The sequence below is a fragment of the Lujinxingia vulgaris genome (assembly GCF_007997005.1).
GTDB lineage: Bacteria > Myxococcota_A > Bradymonadia > Bradymonadales > Bradymonadaceae > Lujinxingia.
On the sequence record NZ_VOSL01000130.1, the window covers coordinates 1 to 19,041 of the forward strand.

At 65.4% G+C, this 19,041-nt stretch carries 18 protein-coding genes; 7 read left to right on the top strand and 11 right to left on the bottom strand.

Annotation, left to right across the window (positions count from 1 at the left end):
• From FRC96_RS17635 to FRC96_RS17645, 3 genes are all read right to left on the bottom strand, one after another.
• A partial coding sequence (locus tag FRC96_RS17635) for a zinc-ribbon domain-containing protein (RefSeq protein WP_230470395.1) occupies positions 1-696 on the bottom strand: 696 nt, incomplete at its 3' end.
• A 99-nt stretch (positions 697-795) separates the two neighbouring features.
• Positions 796-1,335: a polyhydroxyalkanoate synthesis regulator DNA-binding domain-containing protein gene (locus FRC96_RS17640; RefSeq protein WP_146976401.1), complete on the bottom strand. Its 540-nt coding sequence runs from the start codon at positions 1,333-1,335 to the stop codon at positions 796-798.
• Positions 1,336-1,364: 29 nt separating this feature from the next.
• Complete coding sequence (locus FRC96_RS17645) at positions 1,365-2,249, bottom strand: hypothetical protein (protein WP_146976405.1); 885 nt, start codon at positions 2,247-2,249, stop codon at positions 1,365-1,367.
• A gap of 317 nt (positions 2,250-2,566) precedes the next feature.
• Here FRC96_RS17645 and FRC96_RS17650 point away from each other — a divergent pair, with 317 nt between their 5' ends.
• The gene (locus FRC96_RS17650) at positions 2,567-3,409 is read left to right on the top strand and encodes an alpha/beta fold hydrolase (protein WP_230470396.1); all 843 of its coding nucleotides are present in this window, start codon (positions 2,567-2,569) and stop codon (positions 3,407-3,409) included.
• Positions 3,410-3,528: 119 nt separating this feature from the next.
• Here the strand turns inward: FRC96_RS17650 and FRC96_RS17655 are convergent, their stop codons facing one another.
• Positions 3,529-4,488, bottom strand: coding sequence for a hypothetical protein (locus tag FRC96_RS17655; protein WP_146976414.1), 960 nt, complete (start codon positions 4,486-4,488; stop codon positions 3,529-3,531).
• A gap of 173 nt (positions 4,489-4,661) precedes the next feature.
• Here FRC96_RS17655 and FRC96_RS17660 point away from each other — a divergent pair, with 173 nt between their 5' ends.
• The gene (locus tag FRC96_RS17660; RefSeq protein WP_146976415.1) at positions 4,662-5,891 is read left to right on the top strand and encodes a hypothetical protein; all 1,230 of its coding nucleotides are present in this window, start codon (positions 4,662-4,664) and stop codon (positions 5,889-5,891) included.
• A gap of 7 nt (positions 5,892-5,898) precedes the next feature.
• Here FRC96_RS17660 and FRC96_RS17665 read toward each other — a convergent pair whose 3' ends face one another.
• The 3 genes from FRC96_RS17665 to FRC96_RS17675 form a co-directional block, all read right to left on the bottom strand.
• The gene (locus FRC96_RS17665) at positions 5,899-6,129 is read right to left on the bottom strand and encodes a hypothetical protein (protein WP_146976417.1); all 231 of its coding nucleotides are present in this window, start codon (positions 6,127-6,129) and stop codon (positions 5,899-5,901) included.
• Positions 6,130-6,256: 127 nt separating this feature from the next.
• Positions 6,257-6,958, bottom strand: a complete 702-nt coding sequence (locus FRC96_RS17670; protein WP_146976419.1) for a hypothetical protein — start codon at positions 6,956-6,958, stop codon at positions 6,257-6,259.
• Positions 6,959-7,265: 307 nt separating this feature from the next.
• Entirely contained in the window at positions 7,266-8,027 is a 762-nt protein-coding gene (locus FRC96_RS17675; protein ID WP_146976421.1) for a hypothetical protein, read from the bottom strand.
• A 434-nt stretch (positions 8,028-8,461) separates the two neighbouring features.
• Here FRC96_RS17675 and argS point away from each other — a divergent pair, with 434 nt between their 5' ends.
• Complete coding sequence (gene argS, locus FRC96_RS17680; RefSeq protein ID WP_146976422.1) at positions 8,462-10,387, top strand: arginine--tRNA ligase; 1,926 nt, start codon at positions 8,462-8,464, stop codon at positions 10,385-10,387.
• Positions 10,388-10,673: 286 nt separating this feature from the next.
• Here argS and FRC96_RS17685 read toward each other — a convergent pair whose 3' ends face one another.
• Genes FRC96_RS17685 through FRC96_RS17700 form a run of 4 tightly spaced genes read right to left on the bottom strand, consistent with a single transcriptional unit; the run spans position 10,674 to position 13,886 of the window.
• Positions 10,674-11,645 carry an NAD-dependent epimerase/dehydratase family protein gene (locus FRC96_RS17685; RefSeq protein ID WP_146976424.1) on the bottom strand — a complete coding sequence of 324 codons (972 nt, stop codon included), beginning with the start codon at positions 11,643-11,645 and terminating at the stop codon, positions 10,674-10,676.
• Positions 11,646-11,690: 45 nt separating this feature from the next.
• Complete coding sequence (locus FRC96_RS17690; RefSeq protein WP_146976426.1) at positions 11,691-12,833, bottom strand: hypothetical protein; 1,143 nt, start codon at positions 12,831-12,833, stop codon at positions 11,691-11,693.
• Entirely contained in the window at positions 12,833-13,120 is a 288-nt protein-coding gene (locus FRC96_RS17695; protein ID WP_230470397.1) for a CcmD family protein, read from the bottom strand. The genes FRC96_RS17690 and FRC96_RS17695 overlap by 1 nt, the downstream gene beginning before the upstream one ends.
• Positions 13,121-13,178: 58 nt before the next feature.
• The gene (locus FRC96_RS17700) at positions 13,179-13,886 is read right to left on the bottom strand and encodes a cytochrome c biogenesis protein (RefSeq protein WP_146976430.1); all 708 of its coding nucleotides are present in this window, start codon (positions 13,884-13,886) and stop codon (positions 13,179-13,181) included.
• A 322-nt stretch (positions 13,887-14,208) separates the two neighbouring features.
• Here FRC96_RS17700 and FRC96_RS17705 point away from each other — a divergent pair, with 322 nt between their 5' ends.
• From FRC96_RS17705 to FRC96_RS17720, 4 genes are all read left to right on the top strand, one after another.
• Positions 14,209-15,318, top strand: a complete 1,110-nt coding sequence (locus tag FRC96_RS17705; RefSeq protein WP_146976432.1) for a CpaF family protein — start codon at positions 14,209-14,211, stop codon at positions 15,316-15,318.
• Between the two features lie 64 nt (positions 15,319-15,382).
• Positions 15,383-17,368 carry a protein kinase domain-containing protein gene (locus tag FRC96_RS17710; protein ID WP_146976433.1) on the top strand — a complete coding sequence of 662 codons (1,986 nt, stop codon included), beginning with the start codon at positions 15,383-15,385 and terminating at the stop codon, positions 17,366-17,368.
• A gap of 38 nt (positions 17,369-17,406) precedes the next feature.
• Complete coding sequence (locus tag FRC96_RS17715) at positions 17,407-18,243, top strand: hypothetical protein (protein WP_146976435.1); 837 nt, start codon at positions 17,407-17,409, stop codon at positions 18,241-18,243.
• A 250-nt stretch (positions 18,244-18,493) separates the two neighbouring features.
• Positions 18,494-19,036: a cytochrome c maturation protein CcmE gene (locus tag FRC96_RS17720; protein ID WP_146976437.1), complete on the top strand. Its 543-nt coding sequence runs from the start codon at positions 18,494-18,496 to the stop codon at positions 19,034-19,036.
• Positions 19,037-19,041 lie beyond the last annotated feature (5 nt).

Genomic DNA, 19,041 nt, shown 5'->3' on the forward strand with positions numbered 1-19,041 from the left:
TGCCGGAGCTGCCGCACGCCCGGCCGGAGCGCCCGGGCGACGGACCCCCGCCGGAGGTCCACCGGCCCCCGGACCCGCCGGGGCCACCGGAGACTCCACCTTGCCGGTGTTCGGATCAAAATAGGGCCCGTCCTCCCCAAACGAGTCGTCCACAAACTCCGAAGGGTCACCAAAGGCCGCGTTGCCATTTCCCAGAATCGGCCCCGCCTCTTCGGCGGCAGCCGGCGCCGGCGCTGCTGCGGCCGTCGGAGGCGCCCCGGCCACCTTCACCCCCGGTGGCGGACCGAACTTCGCCGCCGGCGTCGCCGCCTCGGCCTCCTCCATCTCCTCGGCCTCCGAAGACTCCTCAAACGCCCCCTCGAACGCATCATCCCCAGCCGTCGCGCTCGCCTTCTTCGGCTTCAAGCTCAAGCCCGCGCTCGGAAAGGGGTTGGCACTCGAAGAGCCGCCCAGACTCAACCCGCCCTTCGACGGCAACTTCAACTTCTTCTCACCCGCATCTTCCGACGACGTCACCTCAGCGCCCTCCTCGGCGTTATCCTCATCCTGATAAAAGATCTCCACGTCGTCGCCCTCCCCCGCGCGCACGCGAAAGACATGGCTGCAACGAGAGCAACGCAGCTTGACGCCCTTCTCGCTGACACGCTCGTCGGGGAGGTTGAATCCTGTCGAACACTCGGGACACCGGATGATCATCGACTCGCCTCGATTTCTTGTTTTATCTTGCGGGCTTAGGCCCCAACTTCGGCCGCCAATCTAGCGCGAAAATCCCACGCAACCAACCCCCCTCTTCCACTACTTCGAGCTCTGACGCTCCCGGGCGGCCAGCGCCTCCAGACGCACCAGCCGATCCTCGAGCTCCTCAACCGTCTCCTTGAGCTCGTCGATCTCACGCTGCATCTCAGGAAGGTGCGTCAGCTGATCGACCGCGTCGCGAAAACGATCGTCAAGCCTGCGCTGCATATCGTCGAGCGAGCGCTGCGTCCCGTCCACAAACTCACGGATCGCCTTGCCCCCCTCCTCCAACGCCTCGGCCCGACGCTTAAACTCATCGCGAAACTGCGTCACCGGCCACTGCAGCCGTGCAAAAAACTCCTCGCCAGACTGAATGATCCCCCGCAGCACCGACACCGGAAACGCCGGGTTGGCTCGCTGCTGGTCGAGCACGATATGCGCCAGCGTCGCGCTGGTAATATCCTCCCCCGTGGAGTTGTCGATGATGCGCACATCCTCCCCCTCTCGAACCATCTCTTCGATGTTCTCCAGGGTGATGTACGTGCTCGATTCGGTATCGTAGAGCTTTCGGTTCGCGTAACGCTTTACGAGCTTTGGCATGCCTTCAAGCCTTGCTGACGGGTCGCAGTTTAAAAGTCCACTCCGCCCGCAAACGTATACTGCTGAACCGTATCCGAAAAGACCGCTTCCAGCGTGAAGTTCAGGATCCACACGTGCATGCGCAGCCCGCCCAGGAAGCGGTTGATCTGGATCTGCTCCTGGCTGAACACAAACTCCGGCGCAAACACCTGATTGGGGCTGTCCGGGTTAAACTGCGGCGGCCGCGGATCCTGCGGATAGGCGTTGAGCACACGGCTGGAGCTGATCACGTAAAGCTGCTGAAAGCCCACATAGGGCGTCAGCGCCATCACCCCGCCCAGCGCAAACGACTTCGAAGCCGACACGTCCCAGCCCACGTTGACCATGTTGAGCTCACGTGCGCCCACCACCGTGTTCACCGTCCCGCGCACACCCACGTCGGGGAAATAATAAAACCCCTCGTTGAGCGCCCAGCGCACGTCGGCCCCCATCGTGAACATCTCGCTGTCGTAGAGGTAGCCCAGGTTACCGGCCACCTCAAACGAGAAGGGGAGCCCCTTGCGCACCTGCAAATGCCCGGTAAAGAGCGTGGGCTCCGGGTTGCGATCGCGCACACCCAGCTGCCAGTGCTCCTCATTATGGGGGATCGCCGAGAGGCTCCCCATAAACATCACCGCAAAGCCCGCCTGCCCCAACGTCTCCGACGGGGCCACAAAGCGCGGCGCCATCACCTGCCCCAGATCCCGGGAGAGATCGTAGAAAAGTGCCTCGTCCGGCTCGGCAAACCCGCAGGTCTCCGTACAGCCCGACTCACTCGTCGTATCGTTGAAGGTCGCAAAGCGCGACAACTCAAGGTCGTTGCTGCCGGCCATCGCGGGCGCCGCCAGCGTCAACACACTGAGCGCGCTCCACAGACTCACTACTCGGCGTTTCATTGCACTCATCCACCAACCTCCAACAGCCCGACGACGCAGCATGCTCAGTCATTTCGCAGCGCAGCCCTCGTACCTTGAGGGCATCGCTGCCGGTGCAGCCTGGGTCACTTCCAATACGTCCCGCGGTTCTATCAAGGGGGGTGGGGAGCGTCAAGTCGCCCCCCCTCTCCCCGGCAACCCTGGACGCTCTCAGCCCTCCCAACGCTCAACGAGCGCACGCCCCTTTACTTCCCCTTTTGGCTCCCGCCGCTATCCTCCACTCTGGTCCCGATGTTCACCCTCCACCCGGCCCCCTTAAAGCCATGACCGCCTCCTGGATGCCTCACGCTTCACCGACCGCCCTGCGCTCGGTCTACACCCCCTCGCCCTATCAGCGTCTCCCCTTCCACTGGTGGGAGTGCGGACAGGGCCCCGACACCCTGGTCTTTCTGCACGGCATCATGGCCCACGCCATGGCGTTTCGAATGGCCATCGCGCCGGCCGCGGAGCACTTCCGCGTCATCGTCGTCGATCTTCCGGCGCACGGTTTCGATCAGACCTTCAAGGCCGCCCACATCGCCCCGACCCTCGACGCCCTCTCCGACTGGCTCATGGCTCTCCTCGAGGCCATCGACGCCCCCCGCATCCACCTGGTCGGCCACTCGCTGGGTGCCACTCTGAGCTTTCTGCACGCTCAAAACACACCCGATCATCGCCTCCAGAGCGTGAGCCTGGTCAGCCCCGGCCTTAAACTTCGCACCTCCCCGCGCACCGCTCCCCTCATCAAGGCGCTGCCCACATCGCTGGCGAGCCTGGGCATGAACCGCCTGGGCATCCGCCTCCTCGAACCCATGCAGTGGCGCCGCGCGCGCATGTCCCTCACCGAGCTCGACGCCTACCTGGCCCCTCTCAAACATCCGGCGCGCCTGGAGTTCATGCTCAAACTCGCCAGCGATCTCGTCGCCGCCGGCGACCGCAGCGCCGGCGGCCACGCCATCGAACTCCCCACCCTCCTGCTCTGGGGCGACCGCGACCACCTCCTCCCCCTGGACACCGCCCACCGCCTCCACCGCGACATCCCCGACGCCCGCCTGCACATCTTCAAAGGCTGCGGCCACAGCCCCATGGAAGACGCCCCGCTGGAGTTCAACCGCGCCTTAAGCGACTTCCTCCTCCCCTGAAACTCCCCCGACCTTAGGGCCGCAACGTCCCCAAACGACATCGACCCGCCACAACACGTGGCGGGTCGATTCGATGAGGCCAACATCCTCAACGCAGACTCAGCGTCTGCGACGTCGGCTTACTCCGCCGCGCCCTCGGCATCGGCCGCCACCCGCGCCGGCACCGGGCAGGTGATCGCCGAGAGCTTCGCGCTGATCGTCTCACGCAGCGCATTGTCCTCCACGCCGCTGACGCTCAACGCCGTGCTCTGCTCACAGCGCAGCTCTTTGAGGCGATGCAGGCGCACCTCCAGCGCCTCACGCTCAGCCGGCTCCCGCGCCAGACGCTCCTCAAGCTCCTTGGAGTACTCCTCCACCGTCTTGGTGTCGCCGTCTTTTTTCGCCTGCTCGATCGCCGCTTCAAACCACGGGGTGCGCGACCCCAACGACTCCAGCGCCCCTTCCTGACGGGTGATGTAGCGCTCGTAGTAGGCGATGGCTTTGAGGCGAGCCTCGGCGGCGACTTCGAGGTCACCACTTTCTTTGGCCCAGGCGTCGATCTCCTCGATCACTGCCGTGGCCTCCTCACCCAGCGTCTCGGGCGCCTCGGTGCCCGAGCGCGTCTCCTCACGCAACTTCAAGAGGTTATCCAGGCGAGCCAGACGCACCCAGCCGCTCTTGGGATACTCGGCCTGCGCCGCCGCAAAGCTCTTCTCAGCCTCGGCCAGCGACTTGGCGTTGGCCTCCGGGTTGTTCGCCATCCGCAGCGCGCGATCGAGCTCCGGCCACTCCACATTGCTCAGCACAAACGCACGCGTCGCGCTGTCCTCACCGGCCATCCACGAAACCGGCCCGGTCGTCACCAGCCCGCGCCATTCGCTGGCCATCTCCACCTCCGAGATCGCCTCGTGGCAGGTCTGGGTGAGCACCTCGTAGGTCTCATCGCCGTGGAGCTTCACCTCATAAAAAGTGTCTTCCGACGCGCGGCACTTCTCAATCTCATGCGTCACCACATCGAGCACCCGCGCCTCGGTCTTACTGCATCCCCACAGCGCGCAGGCCATCAACGTCACGGTGATCATCTTCTGGGTTGTAGGCATCGGGTCGCTCCCATGCTTGTTCTTGATGTCGTGGTCATTCGCTCTCGGGCCGCACGACCTTCGTCGCTTCCCGGCGCCCTTCAGCGGTGGTTTCGGCGCGGACCATAACACAGCCCCGGCGCTTGCAAAACGCGGGCGTCGCCCCGGGCTCCCTTCTGCGCTAGAGTAGTGCGATGAACGACACCTTTGACGACATCTCCGAGAAGCCCCAGCTCGATCTTCTCGACGACATCTCCGAGGCCCCCCAGGCCAACAACCTGGGCACCCTCCTGGCGCTCATCGACCAGCTTCACAAAGGCACCTATGAGCTCAACGCCATCGCCGAAGCCATGGAGGTCGACCCGCGCACCGCGCGTTATTACGCCGACTTCGCCCGCTGGCTGGGCCTGGCCACCCTGGAGGGCGGCGGAGAGTGGGGATTGAGCAACGAGGGGCAACGCTTCGCGCTGAGCCCGCCGGCACGGCCCCGCATCTTCGCCAACGCCCTCTTCTCCCGACAGCTCGTGCGCACCGTTCACCAGCTCAAACGCGCGGAGCTCGCCGATCACCCCGAACCCGCCGCCACCCGCGAGGCCTGCCGCCGCGCCATCGCCGCCCACACCACCCTGGCCGCGGCCACCGTCGATCGCCGCGCCTCCGCCCTGGCCGCCATGCTCGGCTACGCCTACAACAGGCAGGACTTCGACTGGACCACCGGCCAGCCCCTGCCCCAATCCCACGCCGCCCTCTCCTTTGAGGGCCAGAGCTTCTTGAGCGCGTTTAGCGCCCGAAAATTCTCCTCACGCACCGCCATCCAGGTGGGCCTCCCCGCCCAGCTGCTGCTCTATCTGCGGGGCGAACCGCTGCCTCAAAAGCGCTGGCAGCGCGCCTCCTACGATGTCCCCGACCAACCGGCTCGTTGGTTCGGCTCCATCCCCCTCAACCCCACCACCCTGGCCCTGGCCTCCAAAAAGAGCCCGGAGCTGGCCACACTCATCGTCACCTGCAACCCCTACGTGGCCATGATCATGGCCATGCTCACCTGCTGCGATCGCGCCGGCCGTCACCTCTTCACCCTCACCGATGATATGTACGGCGTGCGCCTCTGGTGGCGAGGCCGGGAGCTTGGCCCCCTGATCGACGCCCTCAACGAGCTGGCCCTCGCCCTCGATCTTCACCCGGCCGACCACGTCCCCCACTGCCGCGATCAGGCCGACGACTGCCGCACCTTAAAGGCCCACGAGCTTCTCGAAGTCCTCCAGCGCGCTCGCCTGGTCCGTCACGGCGACACCGCGCTCGTCGCCCGCGAAGGCCTCCTCGATCGCTGGCGCAACGCCCCCGACGATGCACCTTCGCTTACCGAGCGCCTCACCGAGCTCCGAGACGCCATCCTGCAGACCCTCAACGCCCCCGCTCACGGCTGACCTCCCCTCAGCCCTGCGCGTCGTCGTTCACAAAAAGCATCTGCATCGAAAAGCGCGCCCGGTACGCAAAATACACCAGGATAAACCCCGCGATCGCCAGCCCCGCGTCGGCCTCCCGCTCCCCCACGGCCACCTGGTAGCCCATATGCACCCCGAAGATCAGCCCCAGCGCCAGCAGCACAAGCGGCAGCCCGTGCAAAAGGTTATACGTCGTATTGCCCGGCTTTCGTAACTTCACGTCTCACACTCTCTCGTTGAAGAAGTCCCACACCGGGGCGCCCAACATCGCCGACCTCCGATCGCGCGCACACCCTACGCGGCCCGGCGCCCCGGTCAACCTTCTCCAACCCACCACACCCTCAGCTTCATCCCCCGTACACCTTCCCCTCCTCCACCTCGCGCAACCCGCAGCGCTCCACGTCCAGCGCATCGCAGCGCATCCCCCGCGCCTGCTCGGTCACGCAGCCGTGATTCTCCCACGTCAGCCGCCCCGACCACACCTCCTCGGCGCACCACAGATGGCAATCCCCCCGCGTATCATCCCACTGCCCGCAATGATGCTTCGCCCCGCAGACTTCATCGCAGATCTCCAACCGACGGTGGCAGCGATCCACCTCCCGACACGTCTCAGCCCTCTCCAGACAACGCACCACCGGCTCCTTCACCGCGCCGCTCTCCTCCTCCAGCTCACACATCTCCACGCACGAGACCATCGCCTCGGAACTCTCCTGGCACCACATCACCTTAAAGCACGTCACCCGACAGCGATGCGCCCGCTCGTCCCGCACCGACACCGCGTCCTCCTCAACCACCTCATCACGTACCACCTCCGCGGGGCTCTCGCCCCCCGTCTGCGGCACGTCCCCCTCACCCTCCAGCGACGCAGGGCCATCCCCTTTCCCGCTCCCCGGCACCTCCGACGCATCACCCACCGGGATCACATCGCCTCGCCAGGACGCCGCCGCAGCCACCTCGTCGCTCCCCCCACACCCCGCGCTCAGCATCGCCACCATGACCACGCCCACCCACACAAGCCCACATTTCCCTACATAGGAATCAACACGCATATCCCCTCCTTATCATCGGCGTCTCGTGGCCTCGCCACGCGCCCCTTGTCTTAGTTCAGTCGTCGAACGATCACATCCGCACACTCGGGGGGCCAACCGGCGACCTCCCGCGAAGCCCACACCGGGCCCCGTCCCCCTGTTGTCGCAGCCCGACGCCCGGCTTTGCGTCCCCCCTTTATTTTTTTTCAAAAAAAGAGCCCCCGGCGCCTCAGCGCCGGGGGCTCTGCCCATCCCGTAGCGGGCGTTCATCTCGGCCTCACTGCCAGGAGCATCACGCTCACTTCAGCCCGAGATTTCGCCCTCAAACTCACACCTCACGCGTGCGCAGGCGTCGGTGGGCCTTGGTGCCGCCCCGCTCATAATACTCCTCTTCGCTCAACGAAGACGACGCCAGGCTGCTACCAAACGCACACGCCAGCGCCCCGAGCAAGATCGCCACAAAGGCCCAGAACGACGCCGCCGCCATCGCCGTCGACGCCTCCTGACCGATCATCATCGCGTCGGCCTGAAGCTGCGAGAGCTGCTCCGCACTCAACCCCTGCTGCAACGCCTGAATCTCCAGCTGCCCCAGGACCTCGGTAGCGCCGGCCGCCCCCACCACGGTGCGGCCCAGAAAACTAAACGCGCCGCCGACCAGCTGACCAAAAGCTGTACCCACCACCAGCAAGAGCGCGGTCACCGTCACTGCCCAGGTCACAATCCCGTGCAGCAGGCTCTCCTGACGATGATGCACCCCGCTCATCCGACCGGTGACCCAGCCCCCGGCGAAGAGCGCCAGCAGCGCGCTGACCGTCCACCAGATCGCCGCCCCCAGCCCCAGCTCACCGCCCTGGTTGGGCTGATACATATCGAAGCTTGCGGCGCCGATCGCCAGCCCCAGCACGTTGAGCAGCATCAAGACCACGAAGGTCACAAAAACCCCCGCAAACACCGCTCCCCATGAGATCTGTGAGACGGGGCGATCCACAATCGCCGCCCCCTCCATCATGATCTCTTCACCATAGGCATGCGCGCCCGTGACCGGCTCGTTGCGATACTCCTGTCCACGTTCCTGTTCCTTGTTCGCCATCTCGTACTCCCCTGCTGACGTTGGCGACCGGCTGACGAGCGGCCCAGGCCGAGTCGCTGAATACCCGCGCCACCGTCTGCCCCCGCCGGGCCTTCGGGCACCGCGCGGCAAGTGATCTTGTCGTCTCGACCCGTCACCCTCAATGCCCTTCAGGGTAACCGGTCGCGCTCCACCCCTAATTTAGACGCCCTCGCCACGTCACCAAACGCCGGCCCTTTGCCCCTCTTGCCATCGCCGCCCGCCACTCCTATCTTCTGCGCCCTCAGTCGCCCGGAGAGCCCTGGTGACCCGGCGTCGGCGCCAACTTTAACGGGCGCGCCACAATGCCCCGGCGCCCCGATCAAAACCTTCGACGAGCCCTGCCTCGTCTCGCACCGTCTTCGCCCTTTTTTGCCCCCTCGGGGCTCACGTAGAGGGCACCCACCGGAGAGTCCATGCGCATCGCCCAGATCGAATCCCACCTCATCGCGCTCAAAGATCAGGCCCTGGCCGCCTTCGAGATCCCCGCCGAGATCGCCTCGCAGATCACCCTGGCCAACCCGCCGGATCCGGCCATGGGCGACCGCGGATTTCCCGTCTTCCTGCTGGCCCGCCACCTGCGCAAAGGCCCCCCCCAGATCGCCGCTCAGCTCGCCGAACACCTTCAGGGCGTCATTGCCGACGATCCCCTCATCGACGCCGTCAGCGCCGATGGCCCCTACGTCAACCTGCGCCTCAACCCCGCGCAGCTGGCCAACATCGTCACCTCCCAGGCCCTCGAGCTCGGCGACGACTTCGGCCGCGATGTCCTCGATCCTCACAAGATCATGATCGAGTTCAGCGCCCCCAACACCAACAAGCCCCAGCACCTGGGCCACGTGCGCAACAACCTCATCGGTGACTCCGTCGCCCGCATCCTCGACTTCGCCGGCCACCACGTCACCCGCGTCAACCTCATCAACGACCGCGGCATCCACATCTGCAAGTCCATGCTCGCCTACCAGCGCTTCGGACAGGGTGAGACCCCCGAGAGCGCCGGGATGAAGGGCGACCACCTCGTCGGCAAGTACTACGTGCGTTTTGATCAGGAGTTCCGCCAGGAGTACCGCGCCTGGCAGTCCACCGACGAGGCCGAAGAGCGCTTTGCCTCCTGGCTCGCCACCCCTGAGAGCAAAGACGCCAGAAAAACCCACGGCGACGACGCCGACGCGCTCAAAGAAGCCTTCTTCGCCGACTTCAAAGACACCTACTTCAACACCTTGAGCGAGCTCGGTGGCGACGCCCGCCAGATGCTCCGCGACTGGGAGGCCGGCGACCCCGACACCGTCGCCCTCTGGAAGACCATGAACCAGTGGGTCTTCGACGGCTTCGATGAAACCTACAGCCGCCTGGGCGTGCACTTCGACCGCGTCTACTACGAGTCCAACACCTACAAACTCGGCAAATCCATCGTCGAAGAGGGCCTCAAGCAGGGTAAATTCAAAAAACTCGACGACGGCGCGGTCGTCTGCGACCTCGAAGCCCTCGGCCTCCAGGGCCAGAAGGTGCTTCTGCGCGGCGACGGCACCAGCGTCTACATGACCCAGGATCTGGGCACCGCCCTGGCACGTTTTGATGAGTACGACGTCGAGCGCATGATCTACGTCGTCGGCGACGAGCAGAACTACCACTTTGACGTCCTCTTCCGCATCCTCGCCATGCTGCGCCCCGAGCTCGAAGGCAACTTAAACCACCTCTCCTACGGCATGGTGGAGCTCCCCGACGGCAAGATGAAGAGCCGCGAGGGCCGCGTCGTCGACGCCGACGACCTGATGAACGAGATGGAGGCCCTGGCCGCATCGGCGGTCGCCGAACGCTACCCCGAGCTCTCCGACGACGACAAAACCCACCGCGCCCGCGTCATCGGTCTGGCCGCGCTCAAATACTTCATCCTCGACTTCTCCCCGCGCTCCACCGTGCAGTTCGACCCCCAGAAGTCCATCGACTTCCAGGGTCGCACTGGCCCCTACTGCCTCTACAGCTACGCGCGCATCTCCTCGATTGCCCGCAAACTCGGCGGCTGGCCCGAGCTCAGCGATGAGGCCCGCAACACCGCCCTCCAGAGCCTCTCCACCGATCTCGAACTCGCTGTGATTCGCCAGCTCCAGGACTGGCCCCGCACCATCGAGGCCGCTGCCACCCAGCTCTCCCCCGGTCGCATCACCGAGGCCCTTTTCAACATCTCCAAAACCTTCAGCACCCTCTACAACGACGCCGACCACCGCATCGTCGACCTCGATGGCCCCCGCAAAGATGGCCTCATCCTCCTGGCCCGCGCCGTCCAGAACACCCTGGGCGCAGGCCTCGCAATCCTCGGCATCGAGACCCTCGACGAGATGTAACGCCGCTCACATCACAGCAATGGTGGCGTGACACGATCGTCACCGGAGCAACCTGATCGAAAAAAGGCCGCCCGGCACTCCGGGCGGCCTTTTTGATTCAACCTGAACATCACCCCCCTCGCTGACCTTCATCCCCCCGCGAACGCGACCACGTCGCTGACCTTCATCCCCCCGCGAACCCAACCGCTTTGCGGACCTCAACAGGCGTCAAACGCAAATGTGTCGCTGACCTCACCTGGCCGCGAACACAACCACATCGCGCTTGCTCTTCCCTGGTCAAAAGACCCTAGATCCAGCCCTGCTCCCGATACCACTGCGCGGTCTGCCGCGCCCCCTCCTCAAGCGGCAAGCTCGGCGCCCACCCCAGCCTCTCGGCGATCGCCTCATGCCCGCACACCCAGGACTGCTGCGACATCTCCGCATACTTGTCGGTGTTGAAGATCGGCGTCGCCCCCACCACCTTGCCCCCCGCCTCACTGAGCACCGCCGCCACCCCGAAGAGCGCCTGCGGGATCGGCAGATGCACCGGCCGCCTCCCGACCGCCTCCCCCACGATCCGCGTCAGATCGCGCCAGGTGTAACGCCCCCCGTCATCCACCGTATAGACGTTGCCGGTGCCCTCATCCTCCAGACAGCGCAGCGCCGCCCGCGCCACGTCGTGCACATGAATCACGCTCAACCAGCGCGACCCATCCCCCAGCACCGGCCCCACCCCGAACTTCGCCAGCTGAAAGACCTGAAACATATCGCGGTCGCGCGGGCCATACACAGGCGGCGGCCGAAGAATCGTCACGCCCATCTGCTCGCGCACCGCCAGCACCGCCCCCTCCCCCATCAACTTGCTGCGCCCGTAGTGGCTCACCGGCTGCGGCCGCACACCCCGCGGCCGCGGCTCTCTCCCCTGGCCCGGCCCCTGCGCCGCGGTGCTCGACACGTAAACAAATCGTCCCACTCCGGCCTCGGCCGCCACCCGGGCTAACGTCCCACTGCCCGTCCCGTTGACCTCAAAGAGCTCCCGCGGGCTCTTCCCCGTGGTCATCCCCGCCACGTGAATCACCGCCTCACAGCCCTTCAACGTCTCAAACAGCGCCCGGGGCGCCCCCATCGAGCCCACCACCTGCTCCACCCCCAGCGCGCTCAGATGCCGCACATCCGAGCTCGCCCGCACCAGCGCCACCACCTCATGGCCGCCCTCCACAAGCGCCTCGGCCACGTGCGAGCCCACAAACCCCGTTCCACCCGTCAGAAACACCCGCATCGTTTGCCTCCGCTTCAAACCCGCACACACATCGCCCGCAAGAACCTAAATCTCCCGCTCGTAGATGCGGTAGGTCTTGTAATGCTCCGCCCCCATAAACGCCATCCCCTGGTTGATGCGGTCGTTATCCGAGAGCGTCCAGCTGGCCTCGGCCTCCTGGTAGCCCCGCGAATACGCCGTGCGGTGGATCGTCACGTAGAGCAGCACGCTCAAGCCCCCCAGCACACTCCCGCGGTACTCGCGCTTAACGCCCAGCAGAATCTGCCGAAATGTCTTCGGCGGCTTCGCTTTGAGCCGGTAGAGCAACTTCGCCCACCCCAGCGGAAAGAGCTTGCCGTCGAGGTCGGCCGCCGTCTCATTGATGTTCGGAAGCGCCACCGCCATCGCCGCAGGCTTACCCTCCACCTCCGCGATCAGGCAGAGGTTCGGATCAGCGATCAGCTTGAACTGCTGCGCGATCGCGTGCACCTCAGCCCGCGTCAACGGCACAAAGCCCCAGTTCTTCGACCAGGCGTCGTTGAAGATATCCATGATGATCTCGAGGTCCCCCTCGATGTCATCCATATTCAGCGGGCGCACCACCAGGCCGGGATACTCCGCCACCGCGTCGGCGATCTGCAGCACCGACTCCGGCGGATCTTCGCGGTGGTAGCGCCACGCGTAGAGATCCTTGACTCCCTCAAAGCCCGCATCGGTGATCAACGCCTCATAATAGGGCGCGTTATGCGGCATCATCACGTAGTTGGGCGTGTCGAACCCCTCGACCAGAAGCCCGCATTTTTCGTTGATCGAGAACGAAAAAGGCCCGCGCATCTTCACCATGCCCCGGGCCCGGCACCAGTCAGCGGCCGCATTCAGCAGCGCCTGCGCCACCTCCGCATCATCCTCGCAGTCGAAGTAGCCGAAAAACCCGGCGTCATCCTCGTAGCGCTTCAGATGCTCCTGATCGATCTGCGCCGAGATGCGACCCACAATCCGGTCGCCTCGCCGCGCCAGAAAAAGCTGGGCTTCGCCGTGCTCAAACCAGGGGTTTCCGCCCGGCCGAAGATCGTTCCAGACCACCAGATCCGGCAGGGTCCGGTGATTGGGATCTCCCTTTCCGATCTCCCGACCAAAACGCGCAAACGCCAACCGCTCCCGGGCCCCCACCACCGGGGTAACCCGCAACGCCTCACTCCGACTCGCCATCACACATCTCCCTGCGCGCCGGTCCCCAGCACCTCATCGAGCCGGCTCTCAAGCCGCTCCAGATCCTCGGCCAACGCCTTCTGCCGGCGCATCACAAAAAACACATACCCGCCAATCATCACCCACAACACGATGTAGCAGATCATCAAAAGGGTCCCGCCCGGCACCGAGGTGTCCTGCGAGGCCAGCGACGCCCCGGTCCCCTGCGCAGAAGCCCGCACCGACGCCCCCATCGCCACCAAAAACGCCACCAGCGCGCCTGTCTTTTCGTTCCACAACGTCGTCATCACTCTACTCCTTACGCGCCACATCGAAACGGCCCGCTCGGGCCGCGCCATCGTGTCGTTACGCCTCGCGAACCCGCGCCAGATCTTCCACTTCAAGGTACAGACGATCGAGCTCCGCCTCCCGCCAGCGCACCCGAAAACGCAGCCACAAGAGCGTGGCGAACATCAGCAAAAACGCCAGCATGCTCACCCCGAAGACCTGCGCCATATCCGGCGCCAGCCCACCGCCCCCTTCCCGTTCCACCACCGGGTGCAACCCGCCCCAGATCCGCACCGAATAATGAATCAGCGGGATGTCCACAAAGGCGATCACCCCCAGCACCGCCGCGATCTTCTTGAGCCGCAGGCTGCTCCCACCAAAATGGCGCAACAGCACATAGCCCCCGTAGAGCAGAAAGAGCACAAAGGTCGCCGTCAGCTGCGGATCCCAGGTCCAGGGCGTCCCCCACGCTTTGTAGGCCCACAGCGGCCCGCTGATGAGCACAAAGATGCAATAAAAGAGCCCCAGCTCCGCGCCCGCCACCGCCCCGTGGTCCCAGTGATCCCGCGGCGAAAAGAGGTAGATCAGGCTGCACACCGCCGTCACCGTAAACCCGGCATACGAGGCCATCGCCGAGGGCACGTGCACATAAAAGATCTTCTGCACGATGCCCATCGTCTGCTCGACGGGCGCGTAAAAGAAGATCAGCCCCATCGCCACAAGCGTGCTCAGCACCGCCAGCGCCGCAACCACCGGAAAAATCGACCTGTCGATAAACTTCAACATCGGCTCAACCACCGTCTGAACGTCTCAGGCCCACACCCGCGCGCAACCGCTGCGCGTCGGGCTACAACCGGCCTTCGGCTCGGCCTCAACATCACGGCTTCTGGCCGCATTCCCGCGCCGCTTTAGCACGCCCTCCCCCCCCTCACAAGCTGCCCCGCGGGCCGTGGGCTGCCCGATTGACGCTCCTTTGAGCGCTTGTATATACTCCGCGATGATGACAATCGTTTACGCCCGCCGATCCGCTGCAGCGCATATGCTGCGCGACCTACGCAACCAGATCGCTCACCCGTTGAGCCCTGCGCGCCCCACGTAAGCAGTCACCATGATCCCACAGCAAATCTTCGAACAATCGATTCGGCGCTACTTCCACGTGCTCACACCCTACCTCGATGACGACTCCGTCAGCGAGATCATGGTCAACGGTCCCGACGACATCTGGATCGAGGTCAAGGGCAAGCTGCAAAAGACCGACGCGAAGTTCGAAAACGAAGACGACCTGATGGGCGGTGCCAAAAACATCGCTCAGTTCGTCGGCAAAACCCTCAACGAGCTCAACCCCCGCATGGACGCGCGCCTCCCCGACGGGAGCCGTGTTCACGTGGTGCTTCCGCCCTGCGCCCGAAACGGCGTCTCGATGGCCATTCGCCGCTTCGGCAAGTTCGACCTGACCATCGACAAGCTCATCAGCTACGGCTCGATCACCCGCGAGGCGGCCAACTTCATCGACATCTGCGTCAAGATGGAGCGCAACATCATCGTCGCCGGCGGCACCGGCTCCGGCAAGACCTCACTGCTCAACTGCGTCAGCTCGCTGATCAGCGACGATGACCGCATCATCGTCATCGAAGACTCCTCCGAGCTTCAGATGCAGCAGCCCCACTGCCTGATGCTCGAGACCCGCGGACCCGACGCCAAAGGGCGCGGCGCCGTCGAGATCGAGCACCTCTTCCACTCCGCGATGCGCCTGCGCCCCGACCGCATCGTCATCGGGGAGATCCGCGGCGGCGAGGCGCTGACCCTGCTCCAGGCCATGACCTCCGGGCACGGTGGCACCATGTCCACCACCCACGCCACCTACCCCGACGACACCCTGCGTCGCCTGGAGACAATGGCCATGATGAGTGAGGTCGACATGCCCCTGGCCGCCCTGCGCAGCCAGGTCGCCTCCGCCATCCAGGTCATCATTCAGACCAGCCGCTTCAACGACGGTAGCCGTAAGATCACGCACATCTGTGAGGTTCTCGGCCTCGATGAGCGCGGCGAGTACCGCATCCGCCCGATCTTCGTCTTCCGCAACCGCGGCAACGATCCCGAGACCGGCAAAGTCATCGGCGAACACATCGGCATGGGCAACCTCCCCACCTTCATCGACGCCATCCGCGAGCGCGGCCTGCCCATCGATGAACGCTGGTTCGCCAAGCCTCGCGACTGATCCTCAATGACGCATCACCCGGGATGATCCCGCAGCCTGCGCCCCCTCTTTTTACGGCCTGAACATGTCCGACGATCGTTTCAAACAAGCCCGCCGCAGCCTCATCGACCGCGCCAACCAGCGCCAGCAGGGAGGCGACGGCGGCTTTGAATCCGACGCCGACGACAAGACCCAGATGGTCGATCTCAACGCGCTTCAGGGCGGGCCCGAGCCTCAATTCGCTCCGCCGCCCACCTTCGACGGCCCCTCCGATGAGGCCACCCAGCTCTTTGAGCTGCCCCCCGAGATGATGGGCGGCCAGGGCGGCGACAGCGACCACATCACCAGCAGCGCCCCGGACTACGGCGGCTACTCCCAGCCCGCCGCCCAACCGGCCGCACCCGCCCCCTCCATGGGCGGCTCCGGCGACCATCAGGTCTACATCGGTGATGACGCCCCGGATTACGAGGGCAGCACCCAGTTTGTGAACATCGCCGACTTCGCTGAGCAAGCCGCCCACTACACCCCCGAGCAGCAGGCCGCCGGCTACGACGGCAACACCCAGTTCGTCGACGTCAACGCGCTGATGGCCGGCGCCGAAGCCTCCGGCGGCGACCCCATTGAGAACGACCAGGATCTGCAGCGCGGCTACATCTTCACCCCCGACGCCATCCAGCGCGGCGAGATCACGCTCATCTTCGCCCAGAACCAGCTCGGGCGCCCCGTCGTGCTCAAGCGCGTCTGGGAGGGCCCGGCCGAGCAGATGTCCACCCCGCTGCGTCAGCGCATCGCCCAGCTCCACGCCCTGCGCCACCCCAACCTGGTGCCCATGAACGGCATGTTCGTCTCCAGGTCCGGCATGTGGGTCGAGATCGACCGCCCCGAGGGCACCCGCCTCACCCAGATCATCCAGCAACAGGGCCCTCAAGACCCCGAGCAGGTCATCGCCTGGCTCAAGTCCGTCTCGGAGGTCCTGGAGACCATCCACTCCCAGCAGCTCGCCTACGCCAACCTCACCACTGACGCGGTCTGGATCACCCCCGGCGGCGAGGCGATGGTCGAGCCCTTCGACATGCTGCGTTTTGAAGACCGCGGCGGCCTGGGCGCCTTCGGCCCCCCCGAGATGCAGTTTCCCCCGGCCCAGCGCCAGCTCTCACCGGCCACCGACGTCTTCAGCCTGGCGGCGGTCGCCACCGCCGCGCTCACGGGCCTCCCCCTCGACAGCTCCCGCCTCGGGCAGCTCAGCGACCAGAAGTTGGCGCAGGCTCTGCAAACCGCGCTCAACCCCGATCCTTCCCAGCGTCAGCAGACGCCCGCCGACTTCGCCGCGGCACTCAAGTCCGGCGGCGGCAGCGGCGGGCTCGATATCAAGGTCGTCATCGGCGGCGTCGCCGCGTTGATGATGCTTACCCTGGTCGCCATGATGTTTATGGGCGGTGAGCCCGCCCCCCAACCTCAGCAGCAGGCCGCCGCGCCGGCGCAGCCCGGCACACAGGCTCCCGCCGCAAACCCGGCCGATCCCGCAGCCGCCGCAGACCCGACCGCTCCCGCAGCCGCCGCAGATCCCGCAGCCCAGGCCAACGCCCCGGAAGTCCCCCTCCCCGGCAACGTCGTCGTTGACCAGCGCCTGACCATCTCCCAGAGCTTCAAGCAGAACCCGCCGGCCAGCGGTCCGGCCGAGATCACCGAAGATCAGTTCGACGAGCTGCGCGCACGGGCCCGCGAGCTTAAAGAAGAAGGCGACAAAGCTCGCCGCAGCGAACAGCTCGACAGCTACGAGCCTGCGCTCGAAGCGATCACACAGGTGATCCGCGCTCAGAAGGTGCCCGCCGAAGACGACCTGGCCCTCTGGCGCGAGATCTACGACAACCGCGAGATCAAAGACCACGTCAAAGATCTGCGCGATCGCGTCGAAGCCGACCTCGATAAGGGGCTCGTCGCCCAGGCCCGCCGAAACTACGAGGAGCTGAGCGCCATCGATCCCTCGGCCAACGCCGATGACTTTATCCAGGCGGCCTCTTCGGCCGAAGTCGTCACCGTGACCCTCAACGAAGACGACACCGAGCAGTGATCGCACCACCGCCCCCACGACGCGCCCCGGAGCCTACGATGCTCAAGCCCCATACCCGCACCTCTCGCTACCTGCGCCCCTTCGGCGCGCTCTCGCTCCTCGCCCTGCTGGGCCTGATGCTCAGCGCCTGCGAATCCGAGCCCCAGGGCCCGCCCCCTCCTCCGCCGGAGTTCGAGTTCCCGATCGACATTCAGGTCACCGGCCCCGAAGACGCCCCCATCGGCGCTGCGGCCGTCGAGCTCGACGGCCAGATCGTCGGCTTCACCGACGCCGACGGCATCTTCAAAGCCACCCTGGTGGAGACGCCCGGCACCGAGGTCTCGCTCAAGGTCATCGCCCCGGAAGGCTACCGCGTGGCCGAGAATGGTGAGATTGTCGATCAGCTCCGCGTCACCGAGACGATCGGCGGCCAGCTCTCCAGCCTGCCGCTGACCCTCCAGACCAAAGTCATCTCCCTGCGCCACACCTACATGGGTTGGGTCCAGGCCAACTGCGACGATCGCATCAAGGACGGGGCCTGCAACAACCTCCCCGTTCATCTCAATGGCGAGGAGGTCGCCCGCACCGACGATCGCGGCGTCGCTCAGTTCGCTTTTGAGGGCATCCCCGGACGCACCGCCGAGGTCTCCATCCACACCCCGGCCTTTGAGCCCGGCGTCGATGGCTCCCCCTTCTTCGAGCCCAAGCGCCCCTCCTACGAGCTCGCCCTGGGCTACGACGAGACGATCTTCCGCATCCAGCAGGACTTCACCGACCCCACCGTCAAGAAGGCGCCTCGCCGCGCCACGCGACGAAGCAGCACTCGGCGCCCCGCCAGAAAGAAGACCCCGCCCAAAGAGGAAGAAGGCAACAACCACATCATCAACCTCTGGTAAGCGACTCGCCCCTCTCTCTGGCACCACCACAGACGCGGCCCCCGACACCCCGGGGCGCCGCGTCTGGCGTTTCTGCACCGGACCTCGCGTCAAAATGCCGCAAGCCCTCGCCTTGCCAGCATGGTGCGCTTACGCTAACCCTCACATCAGGTCCGTGGTCCCCGAGAACCGTGTGTTTTCGGGGAATGACTGGACCTGATCACGACGTTCCCCCGGTGGCTTCGTCAACCGTATTATTCTGGATCCTGCTATGAGCCCTCACACCACGCCCCCCTCCGACCCCAACGCCCACGGCTGGGACGGTGACCTCGACGCCGACCTCCTCGATGAGGAGCTCGACGCCTACGACGATCGTCCCACCTCCGAGGCCGACGGCCCGAGCTGGGGCCTGATCATCGGCGTGCTCGTCGCCATCGTCGCCATCGCCTTTCTGGTCCTCGATGGCCTCGAAGGTGAGACCTACTTCTACGAAGTGGATCAGGCCGTGGCCAAAGGCGACGACCTCATCGGCAAGACCGTGCGCGTCAAAGGCATCGTCGAGCCCGGCTCCTTTGAGGGCGTGGCCGGTGGCATTGAAAACACCTTCCGCATCTCCGAGCAAGGCGTGGGCATGAAAGTTGTCTACACCCGGGCGCTCCCCGACACCTTCCAGGAAGACAGCGAAGTGGTCGCCCAGGGCGTCGTCGACGAGAACCTGACGCTTCACGCCGATGAAGTCCTCGTCAAATGCCCCAGCCGCTACGAAGGTGCCCCCCCCACCGGCGCTGAGCTCTCGCCACAAGCCGCACGCTAAACCCC